Here is a 17,735-nt window from a genome sequence, read left to right on the forward strand (position 1 = left end):
GGACCCCGGGCAGCCGGGGCCTCCGGCCTCCGGGAGATCAGGCCGCGCCGTGGGACGCCTTCGGCGCGCCCGGCTGGGTCACCGGGATCCGCCGGGTGAAGTACAGCGCGAGAAGCGCGGCGAACGCCAGGACGGCCAGCGCGGCGCGGAGGCCGTCCAGCCGCGCCGCCTCGTTCGCGTCCAACGCCGCCTGGGTGGCCTCGGAGGTGGCGCCCGTGTCGGCGAGGACGGTCGTGAGCTGGGCGTCCGACAGGAAGGGCACGCCGCTCTCCAGATTCACCACCGCCTGGCTCCGGACGTCGGCCGGGAAGGCCGGATTCTGCTCGATGTGGGCGACGAACGACGACGTGAGCGCGCCGATCAGGATCGACCCGGCCAGGGCCGTGCCGATCGAGGCCCCCAGGTTGGTGACGGCGTTCTGGACGCCGCCGACCTCCGCGCTCTGCTCGTCCGGCACGGCGGACACGGTGACCGACCCGAGCTGGGACGCCAGCGCCCCCATGCCGAGCCCGATCAGCAGGAGCGGCACGGTCACGATCTCCGCACCCGCGTCGGCATCGAGCGCGGCCAGCAGCGCCACCGCTCCCGCGAAGAGCGCGAGGACCCCGAGCCGCACCACCCGTCGCGGCGAGACGTCCGGGAGCAGCCGCGGGATCAGGATCGCGGCGGCCAGCAGGGTCAGCGACAGCGGCAGGATGCGGGCGCCGGTCTTCAGCGCGGACAGGCCGAGGGCGACCGACAGGTAGAGCGGGACGACGAAGAACACGCCCATCTGGACGAGGTACTGGAAGAAGAACATCGTCAGACCGCCGGTGAGCTGCCGGTTGCGCAGCAGGGCCGGATCCACCAGCGGCTCCGCGCCCCGCTCCACCAGCCGGGCCTCCCAGGACAGGAAGAGCCGGATCAGGAGCAGGCCGGCGAGCATCAGCCAGACGACGAGGGAGATCCCGAGCCACGCGGGCGCGTCGGGCTTCGGCAGGAACCAGCCCCACGTGCTCGACCGGAGCACGCCGTAGACGAAGACGCCCAGGCCGAGGGCGGAGAGCGCGGCGCCGACCAGGTCGATCCGCTCACGCCCGGCGGTGGGCGCGTCCGCGATGCGGCGGGCGAGCACGAGGATGCCGACCACGATGACGACCTCCCCGGCGAAGACCCAGCGCCAGGAGAAGTACGTCGTGGCGAGGCCGCCGATGAGCGGCCCGACGGCGATTGCCGCGGCCCCGGCCGCCGCGACGAGCCCGTAGGCGGCGGGGCGGCGTTCGACGCCGAAGTTGCCGGCGACCAGCGCCACGATCGCGGGCAGGATGAGCGCCGCCCCGACCCCTTCGAGGAAGGACCAGCCGAGCAGGAGCACCGGCAGGTTCGGGGCGAAGGCGGTCGTCAGGGAGCCACAGCCGTAGATGACGCTGCCGATCAGGAACGCCCGCTTGCGGCCGATGAGCGCGCCGACCTTGCCCCCGGGGATCATGAACATCGCCATCACCAGCGTGTAGGCCGTGATGGCGCCCTGGATCCCGGTCACCGTCGTGCCGACGTCCTCGGCGACCGTGGCGATCGAGACGTTCATGACCGAACTGTCGAGCGCCATCAGGAACTGTCCGGCCGCGAGCGTCAGCAGCACGGTCCCGGCCTTCGACGACTTCTGGGACGTCCCTGCGCCCGCTGCCCTGGATGCCATGCGGGTCATGGTCGCAGCGGCCCGGGGCAGCCGCCGCCCGACCCGCCACGGATGTCAGCCGGTCGGCGGCGCCGCACGGGCCGCGCCCGGCGGCCGTCCCACCGCGCCGGACGTCGCGCGGTCGCACCCGGCGTCGCGCCGGAGGTCACGCTCCGTCAGGCGGCGGGCGGGCCCCCGGCCGGGCGGACGGGGTCGCCGTCGGCCCTGGCGGGAGCCGGAAGAACAGCGGAGCGGAGCTGAGCCCGGAGAGCAGTACCTCAGGACGTGTGGGACGGTCCCCGACGTACCCCCGATGCGGTTAGGCTAACCTTACCTCACCGCTTCGCAAGCCCGTCCGACAGCCGCCGCGCTCCGACCCAGGGAGAAGGTCCATGCCACCCACCACCAGCCGTGTCCCCAGACCGCGCCGCACCGGCCGGGACACCGGCAAGTCGGCCGCCACGACGGTGGGGTGACCGATGACCTCGATATCCACCGACGAGTTCGCCGGCCGGACCGCCCTGGTCACCGGCGCCGCCCAGGGCATCGGAGCCGCCGTCGCCCGCATGCTCGCCGACCGCGGGGCCCGGGTCGTCGCGAGCGACCGCTCCCCGTCCGACCCCTCGGTGCACCTGCTCGACGTCACCGACGCCGACGCGGTCGAGAAGCTGGTGGACCTTGCGGAGCAGGAGCACGGACCGCTCGACATCCTGGTCAACGTCGCGGGCGTGCTGCACGCCGGCCCCGCGCTGAGCACCAGCGACGAGGACTGGCAGCACACCTTCGCCGTCAACACCACCGGGGTGTTCCACACCTGCCGGTCCGTCGGCCGCCGGATGGCCGACCGCGGCCGGGGCAGCATCGTCACCGTCGGGTCCAACGCCGCAGGCGTGCCCCGGATGAACATGGCGGCGTACGCGGCCTCCAAGGCGGCCACCACCATGTTCATGCGCTGCCTGGGCCTGGAGCTCGCCGGCTCCGGCGTGCGCTGCAACCTCGTCTCGCCCGGCTCGACCGACACCCCGATGCAGCGGGCGCTGTGGACCGACGACGAGAGCGAGCGCCGGGTCATCGAAGGCGACCTCGCCAGCTACCGGGCCGGGATCCCGCTCCGCCGGATCGCGACGCCCGAGGACATCGCCGAGGCGGTCCTCTTCCTCGCCGGCGACCGCGCGCGGCACGTCACGATGCACGACCTCTACGTCGACGGCGGCGCCACGCTGCGGGCCTGACCCCGAACCGGGCGATCCCGGAATCGCCCGCCCCCTTCGAGTCCCACCACCCGGTGCCCCCGGCACCGGCAGAACGGAGCACCATGACCACGGCTTCCGAAGCCCGGTCCCCTGTCGCGACCCCGGTGGACGGCAGTGAGCTTCTGGCCTCCTACCGGCCGGGTGCCGACCGGGCCTTCCTCGCCGGCCCCACCCGGACCCTGCTCGCCGAAGGCGTGCACCGGCCCGTGCCCGACCCCGCCGAGGCCGGCCGGCTGCTGGCGGCGGCCCGGGCCGAGGGCCGCGACCCGCTGGTCGTCGGGGCGATCCCCTTCTCACCCGGACGGCCCGCCCGACTGTTCATCCCCGAGCAGGTGCACCGCGCCGCCCCGATACGCGCCGGCCTCACCGCCGCCCCCGGGCCGGCCCGGACCGCGGAGAGCGCGTGGACCCGGCGCCCCGTCCCCGCGCCCGAGGGCTACCGGGACGCGGTCGCCCGCGCCGTGCGGCTCATGAACGCGGACCCCGACCTCGCCAAGGTCGTCCTCGCCCGCACCCTGGAACTCACCACCCCCGGCGGCACCGACATCCCCGCCATGGTCGGCCGGCTGCTCGACCGCGACCCGAACGGCTACACCTTCGCCGTACCGGCCGGCGGGACCGCCACCCTGGTCGGGGCCAGCCCCGAACTGCTGCTCTCCCGCCGGGGCCGGCACGTCGTGTCGAACCCGCTCGCCGGGTCCGCCGCCCGCAGCACCGACCCGGTGGAGGACCGGCGCCGCGCCGAGGAGCTCGCCCGCTCCCCCAAGGACCTCGCCGAGCACGCCTTCGTGGTCGACGCCGTCCGGCGCGCGCTCGCACCCCACTGCGACGACCTCGTCGTCCCCGAGCGGCCGTCCCTGATCCGCACCGCGGCCATGTGGCACCTGTCCACCACCGTCACCGGGACGCTGCGCGACCCCTCCACCAGCGCCCTGGACCTCGCGCTGGCCCTGCACCCCACCCCGGCCGTGTGCGGCACCCCGACCGACCGGGCCCGGGACCTGATCGGCACACTGGAACCCTTCGACCGCGGCCTCTACACGGGCGTGGTCGGCTGGGGCGACGCCTCGGGCGACGGCGAATGGGTCGTCACCCTGCGCTGCGCCGAGGCGGACGGCGACCTGCTGCGGCTGTTCGCCGGTGCCGGGGTCGTCGCCGCGTCCGTCCCGGAACACGAACTGGCCGAGACGGCCGCGAAGTTCCGGACCTTCCTGCACGCCGTCGGACTGGAGAACGCCGAATGAGCCTCTACCCCCAGGACGCCGCCGACCGCTACCGGGCGGCCGGGTACTGGACCGGTGAGACGCTGGACACCGTGATCGGCCGGCACGCCGCCGCGACCCCGGACCGGATCGCCGTCACCGACGGCGACCGGCACTGGAGCTACGCCGAACTGGACGCGCGCGCCGACCGGATCGCCGCCGGGATGCTCGCCCGCGGGCTTCGCAAGGGCGACCGGGTGGTCCTCCAGCTCCCCAACGTGGCCGAGTTCTTCGAGGTGTTCTTCGGCGCGATGCGGGCCGGCGTGGTCCCGGTGATGGCCCTCCCGGCGCACCGCCGGGCCGAGATCTCGTACTTCTGCGAGTTCGCCGAGGCCAAGGCCCTCTTCGTCGCCGACCGCCACGACGGCTTCGACCACCGCGAACTGGCCGCCGAGGTGTGCGCGGCGGTGCCCGGTCTCGGGGAGGTCTTCGTCGTCGGCGATCCCGGGCGGTTCACCCCGCTCGCCGAGCTGCGCGCCGACGCCCCGACCGCGCCGGCCGACCCGCCGCACGCCGGCGACCTCGCCTTCCTCCAGCTGTCCGGCGGCAGCACCGGGCTGCCCAAGCTGATCCCCCGCAGCCACGACGACTACCTGTACAGCGTGCGCGAGTCGGCCGTCATCTGCGAGCTGTCACCCGCCACGGTGTACCTCTGCGCGCTGCCCGCCGCCCACAACTTCCCGCTCAGCTCGCCGGGCACGCTCGGCACCTTCCACGCCGGCGGCCGCGTCGTGCTGGCGCCCGAGCCGAGCCCGGGCACCGCGCTCGCCCTGATCGCCCGCGAGGGCGTCACGATCACCGGTGTGGTGCCCCCGCTGGCCCTCGCCTGGGCGCAGGCCGCCCCGGGCAGCGGCCACGACCTGTCCAGCCTCGAACTCATCCAGGTCGGCGGCGCCAAGCTCAGCGAGCAGGCCGCCCGCCGGCTGGGCCCGGCGCTCGGCTGCCGGCTCCAGCAGGTCTTCGGGATGGCCGAGGGCCTGGTCAACTACACCCGCCCCGAGGACACCGAGGAGACCCTCCTCACCACCCAGGGCCGCCCGATCTCGCCCGAGGACGAGATCCGGATCGTCGACGACGAGGACGTCGACGTGCCCGAGGGGACGACGGGCCACCTGCTGACCCGCGGGCCGTACACCATCCGCGGCTACTGGCGGGCGCCCGAGCACAACGCACGGTCCTTCACCGCCGACGGCTTCTACCGCACCGGGGACCTCGTCCGCCGCACTCCCACCGGCCACCTGGTCGTCGAGGGCCGGGCCAAGGACCAGATCAACCGGGGCGGCGAGAAGGTCGCCGCCGAGGAGGTCGAGAACGTCCTGCTCGCCCACCCCGCGGTCCACGACGTGTCGGTCGTCGCCGTCCCGGACGAGTACCTGGGCGAGCGCAGCTGCGCGTACGTGATCCTGCGGCCCGAGGCCGAGCGGCCCCGCGCGCTCGACCTCAAGAGCTTCGTCCGCGCGGCCGGGCTCGCCGGCTACAAGGTCCCGGACCGCGTCGAGTTCGTCGACGCCTTCCCCAGCACCGGCGTCGGCAAGGTCAGCAAGAAGGACCTCCGCACCACCTCCCGCTAGCCCAGAAAGGCGCTCCTCGAATGGCACTGCCTGCCATCGCCCCCTACGAACTGCCCGGCCCCGCGGACCTCCCGCCCCGCAAGGTGCCGTGGCAGGTCGACCCGGCGCGGGCCGCCGTCCTCGTCCACGACCTGCAGAACTACTTCCTCGGCGCGTTCCCCGCCGAGGGCCCCCCGCTGGCCCCCGCCCTGGCCAACACGGCCCGGATCCTGGAGTGGGCCCGCACGCTGGGCATGCCGGTGATCTACTCCCACCAGCGCGGCGGCCAGACCCCCGAGGAGCGCGGCCTCCAGCTGGACTTCTGGGGCCCGGGGCTGCCGGCCGACGAGCAGGCGCAGGGCGTGCCGGCCGTCGTCGCGCCCGCCGGGCAGGACGTCATGCTGCTCAAGTGGAAGTACAGCGCGTTCGCCCGCACCGAGCTGGCCGGCCTGCTGGAGAAGTCCGGCCGCGACCAGCTGGTGATCGTCGGCGTCTACGCCCACATCGGCGTCATGATGACCGCCGCCGACGCGTGGAGCCGTGACGTCCAGGCCTTCGTGGTGGGCGACGCCGTCGCCGACTTCTCCGCCGAGAAGCACACCGAAGCCCTGCGCTGGGCCGCCGAGAAGTGCGCCGTCGTGCTGAGCACCGCCGACCTCCTGGAGGAGAAGTGACCACCACCGGCGAGCGGCTGCACACCGAGAAGGTGACGCTGCGGTACGGCGACCGGGCGATCGCCACCGACCTGTCGGTGGCGGTGCCCGACAACTCGTTCACCGTGATCGTCGGCCCCAACGCGTGCGGCAAGTCCACCCTGCTGCGGGCGTTCGCCCGGCTGCTCAAGCCCGCCTCCGGGCGGGTGCTCCTGGACGGCGAGCAGATCGGGGCCCTGCCGGCCAAGGAACTGGCCCGCCGGCTCGGCCTGCTGCCGCAGAGCTCCACCGCGCCCGACGGCATCACCGTCGCCGACCTGGTGGCCCGCGGCCGCTACCCCCACCAGGGGCTGTTCCGGCAGTGGTCGAAGGAGGACGAGCGGATCGTCGCCGAGTCCATGGCGGCGACCAACGTGGACGCCCTCGCCGACCGCTTCGTCGACGAGCTCTCCGGCGGCCAGCGCCAGCGCGTCTGGCTCGCCATGGCCATCGCCCAGCAGACCCCGCTGCTGCTGCTCGACGAGCCGACCACGTTCCTGGACATCGCCCACCAGGTCGAGGTGCTCGACCTGTGCGCGCGCCTGCACCAGGAGCAGGGCCGCACCCTGGTCGCGGTCCTGCACGACCTCAACCAGGCCACCCGGTACGCCACGCACCTGATCGCCATGCGCGACGGCGCGGTGGTCGCCGAGGGCGTGCCCGCCGAGATCGTCACCGCCGAGCTGGTCGAGCAGGTCTTCGACCTGCCCTGCCAGATCATCGAGGACCCGCAGACCGGCACCCCGCTGGTCGTCCCGCTGGCCCCCGTACGCCGCGGTACGGCCCGGTGACAGCGACGCTGCGCCCGTCCGCGGTCCTGCGGGCGGTCCGCGCCGCGGGCACGGACGCGCCGGCGCTCTACGCGCTCTCCGTCCCGTTCATGCGCTCCGGGGCGCTGCGCGAGCGCACGCCGGACGCCTACCGGCGGCCCGGCGACACCTTCCTGATGGTCCGCGCCGAGGACGGGGCGGCGCCCGGCCGGCTCGACGCGTGCGTCGCGCTGCGCGCGCTGGCGCCCGAGGCCGGCCGGCCGTCGACCGGGCTGCTGCACAACCTCTGCGTGCGGACCGGCCGTCAGGGCGCGGGCCTCGGCTCGCTCCTGGTGACGGCCGTCCTCGCCGAGGCCCGCCGCCGGGGCCTGCGCGCCCTGGTGACCGCCACCACCGGCGGCGGCGAGCTGTTCCTGCGCCACGGCTTCCGGGAGATCACCGCAGCGGCGGCCCCCGCCGAGTGGGCGGCCGGCCTCGACCCGGCCCGTCACTCCCGGGTCTTCACCCGGGAGGTCTGAGCCCGGCACCCCCACGACGGCGGGCCAGGTGGACCACTCCACCGGGCCCGCCGCGTTTGTCCGGACCACCGCGGGCGAGGTCGCGAACGGCACACGATCAAGCTGCCGGTCTGGCATCGTGAGGATGATCCTCCCCCGGCCGAGCGGTACGTCCCCACGGTCCGCAAGGTGATCGACCACCACGAGGAGCTGCTCTGACCTCCCTCTTCACCGCCGAACCCGGCTTCGTCCCCGAGCCGCTCCTCGGCGGGACGAGGGACGGAGTTCCTGAGCGGTGTTGCATCCGGTCCGCACGGGCCTCAGCGCGCGGCGGCCACGGCGTCGGTGTACTGCTCCGTCGTCAGATCGTCCTCCGCGATCCCGAGACCGGCCAGCACCGTGCGGACGACTCGGAGGGCCGGCAGCAGGTCGTCGTCCGCCCTCGCGATGGTCTCCAGTTCGATGAAGGTGCCGTCGATCTCGGGCACTCGGACGAGGGTCGCGAGAAGCAGCCGTCCGTCGGCGGTGAACGAGTAGTTCCTGCACCGCTTCTCGAACGCGATACGCGGGACGAATCCGAGAGCACGAACGATCTCGTGGACGGCCTCCGCGTCCTCCACCCGCGTCTCGGCCTCGGGCTTCGAAGCGGACGCCTCATCCACGCGGGCGCCCTTGTAGGTCAGGACGGTTCGGGTGTCGTCCGGGCTGTGCACGGTACGGATCCGCAGTTCCCGGTCCGCTCCCATGAGAGATCCGTCGGGTGCGTCGAAGTAGGTGTCGCGATAGACCTCCGCGCGCCCCGGCCCGTACCGGTCTTCGAGCAGCCGGAGAATCCCCTCGGGGTCCCGCACTACCGCCTTCAGTTCCGCCTCGATCGCCACCGTCAGCCCTCCGTCAGATCACGCGCTCGGCGTCGGCCACCATAGCGTCGAACAACCGGCGCCACCCTCGGTACAGCGGACCGTACGGAGTGGCCAGCACCTTGTAGGTTGCCGACTCGTGGCCCTCCCAATCCGCGTCGAACGCGCTGACGTAGAGCGTCTTGTCCAGCCGGATCACGCGCCAGACCGGCAAGGTCCGGTAGTGGTAGACCTCGACGTGGCCGACCTCCGAGAGCTCGCGAAGACGGGCCTCGGCGAGCCGGACGCCACCGGCCAGTGACTCGGGGGACTCTCCGATCTCGGCTGCCCTGCGGACGAGCGCCGGCGACTCCGGGTCCAGCAGGAGCACACGGAGACGGGGCGGCGTGTCGCCGTCGCGGTCGAGGTGCGGGCGGAGTAGCGAGTCCCGAAGGCCCAGAAGGCCCAGGCCGCGGACGGCAAGGACGTCGAGTTCACCGGCGGACCGGGCGGACCGCCGGATCTCCGCGGCGGCGGACGACTGGTCGGAGTAGACGCGGACGATCTCGGGGAATGCCGCGAGATCGAATGCCGCTCCGGGTGTCCGGCTCTCTCGGCGTGGGGCCAGGCCGAGCTGACGACGGGCGTCATCCGGCATGTTCAGACCATCCGCGATGCGCTCGAAGACGTCCAGACGGACGACCTCACGGCGGCCGTTGATGATCTCGTTGACCCGGGCCTGCGTCATACCGACCTGGACGGCGATGCGGGCCTGGCCGGCCCCACTGTGATGCTGCACGTACCGGAACAGACTTCCGATGTCGCGGTCGCGGAGTGCGGCGCTGATCCGGCCGGTCTGCCACGAGGCGTCGGGCAACGTGATCGGTACCAGCGCTGAGCCCATGGCGATCCCCTCATCGGGAGCTATCTCACCGTGAGATTACCCTCTGGGTATCGTCCTTGACCGCAAGTCACCGAGACGCTGTGAGAGTGGAAGACCCTCCGACGCCGAAGCCACCCCTGTCCGGAGCCCAACTTCAGGGCAGAGCCTGTATCCGCTGCAACCACGCCGGTGGCGAGCTCCTTCGAGCCGGCCACGTCTACACCCCGACCGGCCCCGATCTGGCTCCCCTGGGCTGGGCAGTCGTCGCGCACGCCTGCCCGTGTCCCGCTCCCGAGGAGACCCGGTGACCGCCGTCGCCGCACGGTCCGACGGACCCGCCGACATCGTCGTCCACCTCGACACCGAACGAGGAGGCCGCTACATCTCGGCGGAGTGCCTGCTCGGCGCCCACCACGGGTGCCCCGGTGGGATTCGGGACGAGGCCCGTGCAGTGGTACTGGTATGCCTCTGCGGTGACGCCGAATGCGTGTGCAGCCGTCATCTACCGGGAGGGAACCGGTGAGCGTCGGCGGTCGGAGTCCGGTCGCACCCGCGCGGGTCACGGGTTCCATCAGCGCCGGTCCGGACCCCCACGGGTGAACCGAGCCGCTACGGAGGCGGGCCCGGTGGATCGTCCACCGGGCCCGCCGTCGTTCACCGCGTGTTCTGCGCTCCCCGGTGGTCAGCCGCGCTTGGCGCGCCACTGGCCGAGGATCAGCCAGACCAGGTAGCAGCCGCCCACGACGCCGGTCAGGACGCCGACCGGGAGCTGGGTGGGCGCCAGCAGGCGCTGGGCCGCGAGGTCGCTGACGGCCAGGAGCAGGGCCCCGAGGAGGGTGGAGCCGAGCAGGTTGGGACCGGTGGCCCGGGTGAGGCGGCGGACGGCCTGCGGGGCGATCAGGGCGACGAACGGGATCGGGCCGGCGGCGGCGGTGGCCGCGGCGGTCAGACCGACGCCGATCAGCACGAGCCAGACCCGGGCGCCCTCGGTCCGGACGCCGAGCGAGGAGGCCGCGTCGTCGCCCATCTCCAGCATCCGCAGCGGGCGCCCGAGCAGGACGGCGGCGGGCAGCAGCAGGGCGAGCGCGACGGCCATCGGCCCGCAGTGCTCCCAGCCGCGCGCGTTGAGGCTGCCGGTGAGCCAGACCGCGGCGCTCTGGGCGTCGCTGAAGGAGGCCCGGGCGATCAGGTAGGCGTTGAGCGAGGAGAGCAGCGAGCTGACGCCGATGCCGACGAGGACCAGGCGGTAGCCCTGGGTGCCGCCGCGCCGGGCCAGCAGGTAGACCGCGACGGAGGTGAGCATGCCGCCCACCACGGCGCCGCCGGCGACGGTCGCGGCGCTGCCGCCGATCACCAGGATCACCGCGAGGGCGCCGGTGGCGGAGCCGACGGTGAAGCCGATGACGTCGGGGCTGCCGAGGGGGTTGCGGGCGAGCGTCTGGAAGAGGGCGCCCGCGAGGCCCAGCGCCGCGCCGACCAGCAGCGCGGTGAGCAGCCGGGGCAGCCGCACCTCCATCACGATGTAGCGGTCGGCACGCCGTCCGCCGCCGGTGAGCACGTCGACCACGTCGGAGACGGGCAGCGGGTAGTCACCGGCGGTCAGCGACCAGACGACCACGCCGCAGAGCGCGGCGAGGATCAGCAGGCCGACGACGGTGGCGCGGGCGTGCCAGCGCAGCGAGAGGCCGCCGGGCAGCCGGACGGCGTGGAGCGGGACGGCGGGCCGCCCGGCCCCCGGCGGCCGGGTGGTCCGGCTCTTCTCGGGCGCGGCGGTCTGCTCGACCGTGGTGGGGCTGTTCACAGTTGGGCGATCCTCCGGCCGCGTACCAGGGCGATGAAGAGCGGGGCCCCGATGAAGGCGGTGACGACGCCGACCTGGAGTTCGGCGGGGTGCAGGGCGAGCCGGCCGATGATGTCCGAGGCGAGCAGCAGCACCGGGGCGAGGACGGCCGACAGCAGCATGATCCAGCGCTGGTCCGGCCCGCAGATGTGGCGGGCGAGGTGCGGGACGGCGAGGCCGATGAAGGCGATCGGGCCGACCGCGGCGGTCGCGGCCCCGCACAGCAGGGTGATCGCGAGCAGGCTGAGCATGCGGGTGCGGGTGGGGTTGGCGCCGAGTGCGTGCCCGGCGTCGTCGCCGAGCGCCAGGGCGTTCAGCGGCCGGCCGAGGAAGAGGGCGAGCACCGCGCCGGCCGCGAGGAAGGGGACGACCTGGCCGAGCACCGTGGAGTCGACGCCCGCGAGGGTGCCGACCTGCCAGAACCGGAAGCGGTTGAGGGTGAGCGGGTCGAGCAGGATCAGGCCGTTGACGAAGGCGGTGAGCACCGCCGTGACGGCGGTGCCGGCGAGGGCGAGCCGGGCCGGGGTGGCCGAGGCGCGTCCTCCGCCGCCGAGGATCTGCACGACGAGGGCGGCGACCGCCGCCCCGGCGAGGGCGAACCAGACGAAGGACCCGAAGGAGCGCAGGTCGAACAGGGCGGTGCCGGCGGCGACGGCGGCTGCGGCGCCGCCGTTGATGCCGAGCAGGCCGGGGTCGGCGAGCGGGTTGCGGGTGAGCGCCTGCATCATGGCCCCGGCGATGCCGAGGGCGGCGCCGACGGCGATGCCCAGCAGCGTCCGGGGGATGCGGGAGTGGTGGACCACGATCCAGTCCTCGGACGTGGGTTCGTGGTTCAGCAGGACGTGCAGGACCTGGCCGGGGGCCACCGGGCGGGCGCCGACGGCGATGCCGGCGAGGGCGAGGAGCGCGAGCAGCAGGAGCGCCCCGAACAGCCAGGCGGTGCGGCGCGCGGTGCCGGCCCGGCCGCGCGGCGCGGAGGCCGTTCGGCTCGGGGCCGGCTTGTCGAGTGTGTCGGTGCTCATGCGTGCGGCTGGTGGTCGTCCTCGTGGTGGTCGTGGTTGGCCACCCCGCGCTTCCAGTAGCCGTCCACGTCGACCTGGTTCTTGGTCAGGCCGCACTCGTTGCGCAGGTAGCGGCGGATCGGCTTGAGGGTGTTGGCCTCGCCGGCGACCCAGGCGAAGCCCATGCCCTCGGGCAGCCGGGCGGCGCGGATGGCCTGCTCCAGCAGGTCGGTGCTGCCGGACCGGGCGTCGCCGCGGTGCACCCAGGTGACGGTGGCGTCGGTGTCGGTGGTCAGGAGCTGCTCGTGCTCGGGGCCGGGGACCTCGGCGAAGGCGAGGACCTTGACGCCGGCGGGGAGCATCTCCAGCCAGCGGGCGAGCGCGGGCAGCGCGGTCTCGTCGGCGCCGAGGAGGTACCAGTCGTGGACGAAGGGGATCTCCTCCGAACCGCGGGGGCCGAACACGCCGAGCTTCATGCCGGGTTCGGCGGCGGCGGCCCAGCTGGAGCCGACGCCGGTCCCGTGCAGGACCATGTCGATGTCCAGCTCCTTGGCCTCGCGGCGGTAGGAGCGGATGGTGTAGTCGCGGGTCAGCGGCTCGGACATGCCCTCGGGGGCGTCCATCCAGGTGTCGTTCTCGACGATCGGCTCGACCGGGAGGTCGTCGCCCTCGAAGGCGAAGCAGAGCTTCACGTGGTCGGTGGGGGCCTGCTCGCAGAAGCCGTCGAGCGCGTCGCCGGCGAAGGTGACCCGCACGGTGCCCGGCGTGACCCGGACGACCTGCTTGACCTCCAGCAGGCGGTACTTGAGCGGATGGCGGACGATCCGCATGCGCGGCGGTGCCGTGTCGGTGTTCATCGGTCAGCCCATTCCGTCGAGGTGTCTGCAGGCCCGGACAGGCCCGTGCCGCCGTTCCGGGGGGAGCCGGGACGGCGGCACGGGGCGATCATTTGATTAGGTTAGCCTAACCTCGAACTCCGAGACCAGTCGGGGTACCGGATTCGACGCTCCCACCTGCCGTTTCGTCACCCGTCAGGCGACCGCCGTCCAACCGGACCACCCGGGGCAGTCGGGCGATGGTGGCCGGCCGGTGGGCGATCACCACCAGGGTGCAGTCGGAGCGCAGTTCGTCGAGCGCGTGCTCCAGGCGGGCGGCGGTCACCGGGTCGATGTCCGCGGTCGCCTCGTCGAGGACCAGGACCGCCGGGTCCGCCAGGACCGCCCGGACCACGCCCAGGATCTGGCGCTCGCCCGCCGAGAGGTTGCCGCCGCGCTGGCCCACCTCGGCGTCCAGGCCGCCGGGCAGGTCCTCCAGCCACTCCCGCAGGCCCAGTTCGTCCACGGTCCGCTCGATGCGCGCCCGGTCGGGCTCGCCCTGGACCAGGGCGAGGTTGTCGGCGATGGTGCCGGAGACCAGGCGGACCTCCTGCGGCACCAGGACGATCCGGCGGCGCAGCTGCTCCTCCGGGATGTCGGTGAGGTCGGTGCCGGCGAAGGTCACCGAGCCGCCGTCGGGCCGGTAGAGGCCGCAGAGCAGCTTGGAGAGCGTGGTCTTGCCGGAGCCGGTCTCGCCGACGACGCCGGTGCGGCTGCCCTGCGGGAAGTCCAGCGTCAGGCCGTGGAGGTCCAGGCCCTCGGCGCGGTAGCCGAACTCGACGGCGGTGCAGCGCAGGTCGCCGCGGGTGGCCAGGCCCTCCGCCCGGGCGGGGCGGCGGTCCGGGGTGGTGGCGGCCAGCAGGTCCAGCAGCCGGGCGAGGCCGGTGCGGGCGGTCTGCACCTCGCCGACGAGCTGGGAGATGTCGGCGAAGGAGTCGAACAGGTTGCGGCTGGCGACGACGAAGACCACCACGGTGACGACGCTCGCGGTGTCCCGGGTGACCATCCAGCCGCCGACCATCAGCAGCACCACGAGGGCGACGCCCTCGATCAGGCTGACCAGGTCGATCCGGTTCTCCACCCGCAGGGCGCGGCGGGCGGCGTGCACCGCGTGCCGGTTCTCGCGGTCGAAGCGCTTCGTCCAGCCCGCCAGGCCGCGGGAGGTCTGGAGGGCCTCCCGGGCGGTCAGCGTCTCGGAGAAGGTGGCGGCGACCGTCGCCTCGGCGGTCGCCTTGCCGCCGAACGCGGAGGCGGCGTCGCGCTGGAACCAGCGGGTCACCAGCAGGGTCAGCGGCAGGAACACGGCGATCTGGACGAGCAGCAGCAGCCACGAGTAGCTCGCCAGCAGCACCAGGGTGAAGGCCAGGGTGGCCACCGAGGAGACCAGGTTGCGCAGGTGCATGCGGACGAACGCGGCGAGCGCGGCGACCTCGCCGGTGGCCCGGCGCAGGAGTTCCCCGCTGCGGTGGGTCTCCAGGAAGCGCAGGGGGGCGGTGGCCAGGTTCTCCACCGCCTGCTCGCGCAGGGTGCGGACGACGTCCTCGCCGCCCTTGATCAGCAGCAGTTCGCCGACCCGGGCCAGCACCAGCTGGGCGAGGCCGAGCCCGGCCAGCAGGGCGACGGCGAGGCCGAGGCCGCCGCGGTCGCGGTCGAGCAGGGCGCGGGCGGCCAGGCCGATGAGCGGGGCGACGGCGACCAGCGCGGCGGAGTCCGCCAGGCCGACGCCGAGGGCGATGCCGAGGCGGCCGCGGTGCGGGCGCAGGTAGGGCCAGGCGCGGCGGAGCACCGCGCGCTCGTCGGCCTCGTCCTTGAGCAGGGGCTGTTCAGCCACGAGCCACCTCCATGGCGTCCGGGGTGGTCACGGCGGCGGGGCCTTCCGGGGTGGCGCCGTCCTCGTCCGGGGCGCCGCCGCGCGGGGACTCCAGGGTCACGACGCGGTCGGCGGTGTCCAGGACGGCGGTGCGGTGGGTGGCGAACAGGACGGTGCGGTCCTGGCCGGCCCAGGTGCGCAGCCGGTCGAGGACGATCTTCTCGGTGGTGGTGTCCAGCGCCGACGTGGAGTCGTCCAGCAGCAGGACGGCGGGGTCGCCGAGCAGGGCTCGGGCGATGGCCAGGCGCTGGACCTGGCCGCCGGACAGGGCGGTGCCGCCCTCGCCGAGTTCGGTCTCGTAGCCGTCGGGCATGGCGGTCAGCTGGTCGTGGATGCCGGCGGTGCGGCACGCCTCGTACAGGGTCTCCGGGTCGATGTCGCGGCCGAGCCGCAGGTTGTCGGCGACAGTGCCGGAGAGCAGCACCGGCCGCTGGGCGACGTAGGAGATGCGCTCGCGGACCTGGTCGAGGCGGGCCTCGCGCAGGTCGGTGCCGCCGTAGGCGACGGTGCCGCCGTCGGGGTCGTCGAGGCGGACGGCGAGGCGCAGCAGCGTGCTCTTGCCGGATCCGGTGGCCCCGGAGACGGCGACGAACTCGCCGTGCCGGACGGTGAGGTCGACCGGCCCGAGGACGGTGCGGCCGTCCCGGACGGCGGTGGCGCCGGTGAACGCCAGGGTGCCGTGCTCCGGCAGGTCGAGGGCCTTCCCTGCGGGCGGCTCGGCGACGACGGGGCGGATGGAGAGGGCCTCGTCGATGCGGGCGGCGGCGACGTCGGCCTGGCCGCGCTCCAGGAGGCGGTCGACCAGGACGCGGGTGGCGAGGGTGACGATGGCCATCCAACTGGTGAAGGCGGTGAGTCCGCCGATGGTCAGCCGGCCGTCGAGGACGGCGAGTCCGCCGAAGCCGACGCCGGCGGCGACGGCGAGGCGGGGGACGAACGGCCCGACGGCGGCCCAGCTGGCCTCGATGCGGGCGGCGATGACCGTCCGTTCGGTGACCTCGGCGCTGGCGCCGTGGTGCCGGTGGACCAGCGGGCGGTGGCCGCCGGTGCCGCGCAGGCCGGTGCCGATCTGGAGCAGGTCGGCGACGGCGTCGGCGCGGTCGCCGTGGGCCTTGGCGAGCTCGCCGCTGGCCGCGGCGAAGCGGCGCGGGAAGTGCAGGTTGACCCAGACCAGGAAGGGCAGGGTGCCGAGGGTGACCAGCAGCAGGCTGAGGTCGAGCGCCGCGATGAGGGGCAGCACGGTGAGGAAGGTGACACCGAGGACGACCCAGACGGCCAGGCCGTGCACCCACTCGCGGACGAGGTCGGTGTCGCGGGTGGCGCGCATGGCGAGGTCGCCGTGGCCGCGCGAGGCGAGGGCGGCCCGGTCCAGGCCGGAGAGGTGGTGCAGGAGGCGGGCGCGCAGGTCGGCGCCGACCTTGGCGTCGGCGTAGCCGGCCCAGTACTGCCAGCCGTAGAGGCCGGCGAACTGGACGAGGGCGGCGAGCGCGGTGGCGCCGGCCCAGCTCATCAGGGCGCCGCTGTCGTGCTTCTCCAGGCCCTCGTCGAGCGCCTTCTGGACGCACCAGGGCACGGCGAGCAGGGCGAGCTGGCGGATCGCCGCGGCGGTCATGGCGGCGGCCACCGTGACCCGGTGGGGCTTCAGGGAGCCCCGGAGCAGGGCCCGGGCCCGGCGGCGGCGTTCGGCCGAGAGGGCACCGGGCTCCAGTTCCTCGTCGGCGAGTTGCTCGGCGGTCAGGCCGTCGGACGGGCCGGCGGCGGGTTCTGGCTGATGGGTGCTCACGCGATGGCCATCCGTCGGGTGTCTGCGGGGGGAACGGGACGGGAGGGGACGGCACGCGGCCGTCCCCTCCCGGAGCGGTCAGGAGGCCGCGGCCTCGGTCCGGGCTATCAGGCTCGCCGGACGCAGGTCCGTCCAGTTGGCGTCGATGTACTCGGTGCACGCCTGGCGGGTGTCCTCGCCGTGGACGGTGGTCCAGCCGGCCGGGACCTCGGCGAACGCGGGCCACAGGGAGTGCTGGTTCTCCTCGTTGACGAGCACGAGGTAGCGGGCGTCGTCGTCCTCGAAGGGGTTGGTGGCGCTCATCTGGTTCTCCTAGTGAGTCGTGGGAAGGGGAGGGGGCGGTCAGCCGGAGCAGGCGGTACCGTCACCCGGTTCCGCTCCGAGGGCGTCGTGGACCAGCCGGTCCACCAGGAAGTCGGCCAGGGCCGCGACGGTCGGCCTGGCGAGCAGGTCGGCCAGACCGATGTGACCCTCGAACTCGGCACGCAGCCGCTGGAGCAGCGACATCGCGAGCAGAGAGTGGCCGCCGAGGTCGAAGAAGTTCTCGTCGATGCCGAGCGCGGGCATGCCGAGCACCTGTGCGAACGCCGTGTGCACCGCCTTCTCGCTCGGGTACCGGGGTTCGCGCTGCGATCCCGACGACGTGTAGTCCTCGGCACCGGGCTCCGGCAGGGCCTTGCGGTCGAGCTTGCCGTTGACGGTCAGCGGCAGCGCGTCGAGGACGACGAACGCCGACGGCACCATGTACTCGGGCAGCCGGGACGCCAGCATACGCCGGATCTCGGTGGCCTCGATAAGGGTACCCTCACCTGGCACCAGGTAGGCAGCGAGGCGCTTCACACCGGGGGTGTCCTCACGGACCACCACCGCCGCCTGGGCGACGTCCTCGTGGGCCGCGAGGGCGTCCTCGATCTCACCGGGCTCGACCCGGTAGCCGCGGATCTTCACCTGGTCGTCCGCCCG

At 74.0% G+C, this 17,735-nt stretch carries 16 protein-coding genes; 6 read left to right on the forward strand and 10 right to left on the reverse strand.

Annotated features, from left to right (window positions below):
* Positions 1 to 37 precede the first annotated feature (37 nt).
* A complete protein-coding gene (locus ACFWOG_RS21645) occupies positions 38 to 1,678 on the reverse strand; it encodes an MFS transporter (protein WP_380360362.1) in 1,641 nt (546 codons plus the stop codon).
* 458 nt (positions 1,679 to 2,136) lie between these two features.
* Here ACFWOG_RS21645 and dhbA point away from each other — a divergent pair, with 458 nt between their 5' ends.
* The 6 genes from dhbA to ACFWOG_RS21675 all read left to right on the forward strand — a co-directional run bounded on the left by dhbA (position 2,137) and on the right by ACFWOG_RS21675 (position 7,702).
* Positions 2,137 to 2,889, forward strand: coding sequence for a 2,3-dihydro-2,3-dihydroxybenzoate dehydrogenase (gene dhbA, locus ACFWOG_RS21650; RefSeq protein WP_380360364.1), 753 nt, complete (start codon positions 2,137 to 2,139; stop codon positions 2,887 to 2,889).
* A gap of 83 nt (positions 2,890 to 2,972) precedes the next feature.
* Complete coding sequence (locus tag ACFWOG_RS21655) at positions 2,973 to 4,154, forward strand: isochorismate synthase (protein WP_380360367.1); 1,182 nt, start codon at positions 2,973 to 2,975, stop codon at positions 4,152 to 4,154.
* Complete coding sequence (locus ACFWOG_RS21660) at positions 4,151 to 5,743, forward strand: (2,3-dihydroxybenzoyl)adenylate synthase (RefSeq protein ID WP_380360369.1); 1,593 nt, start codon at positions 4,151 to 4,153, stop codon at positions 5,741 to 5,743. Before ACFWOG_RS21655 ends, ACFWOG_RS21660 begins: the two co-directional genes overlap by 4 nt.
* A gap of 20 nt (positions 5,744 to 5,763) precedes the next feature.
* Positions 5,764 to 6,396: an isochorismatase family protein gene (locus tag ACFWOG_RS21665; protein ID WP_329882480.1), complete on the forward strand. Its 633-nt coding sequence runs from the start codon at positions 5,764 to 5,766 to the stop codon at positions 6,394 to 6,396.
* The gene (locus ACFWOG_RS21670) at positions 6,393 to 7,205 is read left to right on the forward strand and encodes an ABC transporter ATP-binding protein (RefSeq protein WP_329950788.1); all 813 of its coding nucleotides are present in this window, start codon (positions 6,393 to 6,395) and stop codon (positions 7,203 to 7,205) included. The genes ACFWOG_RS21665 and ACFWOG_RS21670 overlap by 4 nt, the downstream gene beginning before the upstream one ends.
* Positions 7,202 to 7,702, forward strand: coding sequence for a GNAT family N-acetyltransferase (locus ACFWOG_RS21675; RefSeq protein WP_329950789.1), 501 nt, complete (start codon positions 7,202 to 7,204; stop codon positions 7,700 to 7,702). The genes ACFWOG_RS21670 and ACFWOG_RS21675 overlap by 4 nt, the downstream gene beginning before the upstream one ends.
* Before the next feature lie 299 nt (positions 7,703 to 8,001).
* Here the strand turns inward: ACFWOG_RS21675 and cyaB are convergent, their stop codons facing one another.
* The 9 genes from cyaB to ACFWOG_RS21720 all read right to left on the reverse strand — a co-directional run.
* Positions 8,002 to 8,562: a class IV adenylate cyclase gene (gene cyaB, locus ACFWOG_RS21680; protein WP_380360372.1), complete on the reverse strand. Its 561-nt coding sequence runs from the start codon at positions 8,560 to 8,562 to the stop codon at positions 8,002 to 8,004.
* Between the two features lie 13 nt (positions 8,563 to 8,575).
* Positions 8,576 to 9,424: a helix-turn-helix domain-containing protein gene (locus ACFWOG_RS21685; protein WP_380360374.1), complete on the reverse strand. Its 849-nt coding sequence runs from the start codon at positions 9,422 to 9,424 to the stop codon at positions 8,576 to 8,578.
* 661 nt (positions 9,425 to 10,085) lie between these two features.
* Entirely contained in the window at positions 10,086 to 11,204 is a 1,119-nt protein-coding gene (locus ACFWOG_RS21690) for an iron chelate uptake ABC transporter family permease subunit (protein WP_329882484.1), read from the reverse strand.
* The gene (locus ACFWOG_RS21695; protein WP_355402571.1) at positions 11,201 to 12,265 is read right to left on the reverse strand and encodes an iron chelate uptake ABC transporter family permease subunit; all 1,065 of its coding nucleotides are present in this window, start codon (positions 12,263 to 12,265) and stop codon (positions 11,201 to 11,203) included. Before ACFWOG_RS21695 ends, ACFWOG_RS21690 begins: the two co-directional genes overlap by 4 nt.
* Positions 12,262 to 13,101, reverse strand: a complete 840-nt coding sequence (locus ACFWOG_RS21700; protein ID WP_329950793.1) for a siderophore-interacting protein — start codon at positions 13,099 to 13,101, stop codon at positions 12,262 to 12,264. Before ACFWOG_RS21700 ends, ACFWOG_RS21695 begins: the two co-directional genes overlap by 4 nt.
* A gap of 106 nt (positions 13,102 to 13,207) precedes the next feature.
* Positions 13,208 to 14,950 (reverse strand): ABC transporter ATP-binding protein, encoded by a 1,743-nt coding sequence (locus ACFWOG_RS21705; RefSeq protein WP_329882488.1) that lies wholly within the window; start codon positions 14,948 to 14,950, stop codon positions 13,208 to 13,210.
* A complete protein-coding gene (locus tag ACFWOG_RS21710; protein WP_329950794.1) occupies positions 14,943 to 16,772 on the reverse strand; it encodes an ABC transporter ATP-binding protein in 1,830 nt (609 codons plus the stop codon). The genes ACFWOG_RS21705 and ACFWOG_RS21710 overlap by 8 nt, the downstream gene beginning before the upstream one ends.
* 78 nt (positions 16,773 to 16,850) lie before the next feature.
* Positions 16,851 to 17,075, reverse strand: coding sequence for an MbtH family protein (locus ACFWOG_RS21715; RefSeq protein ID WP_329882490.1), 225 nt, complete (start codon positions 17,073 to 17,075; stop codon positions 16,851 to 16,853).
* A 39-nt stretch (positions 17,076 to 17,114) separates the two neighbouring features.
* Positions 17,115 to 17,735: phosphopantetheine-binding protein (locus tag ACFWOG_RS21720; protein ID WP_380360378.1), on the reverse strand; the 621-nt coding region annotated here is incomplete at its 5' end.

The organism is Kitasatospora sp. NPDC058406 (assembly GCF_042722765.1).
GTDB lineage: Bacteria > Actinomycetota > Actinomycetes > Streptomycetales > Streptomycetaceae > Kitasatospora.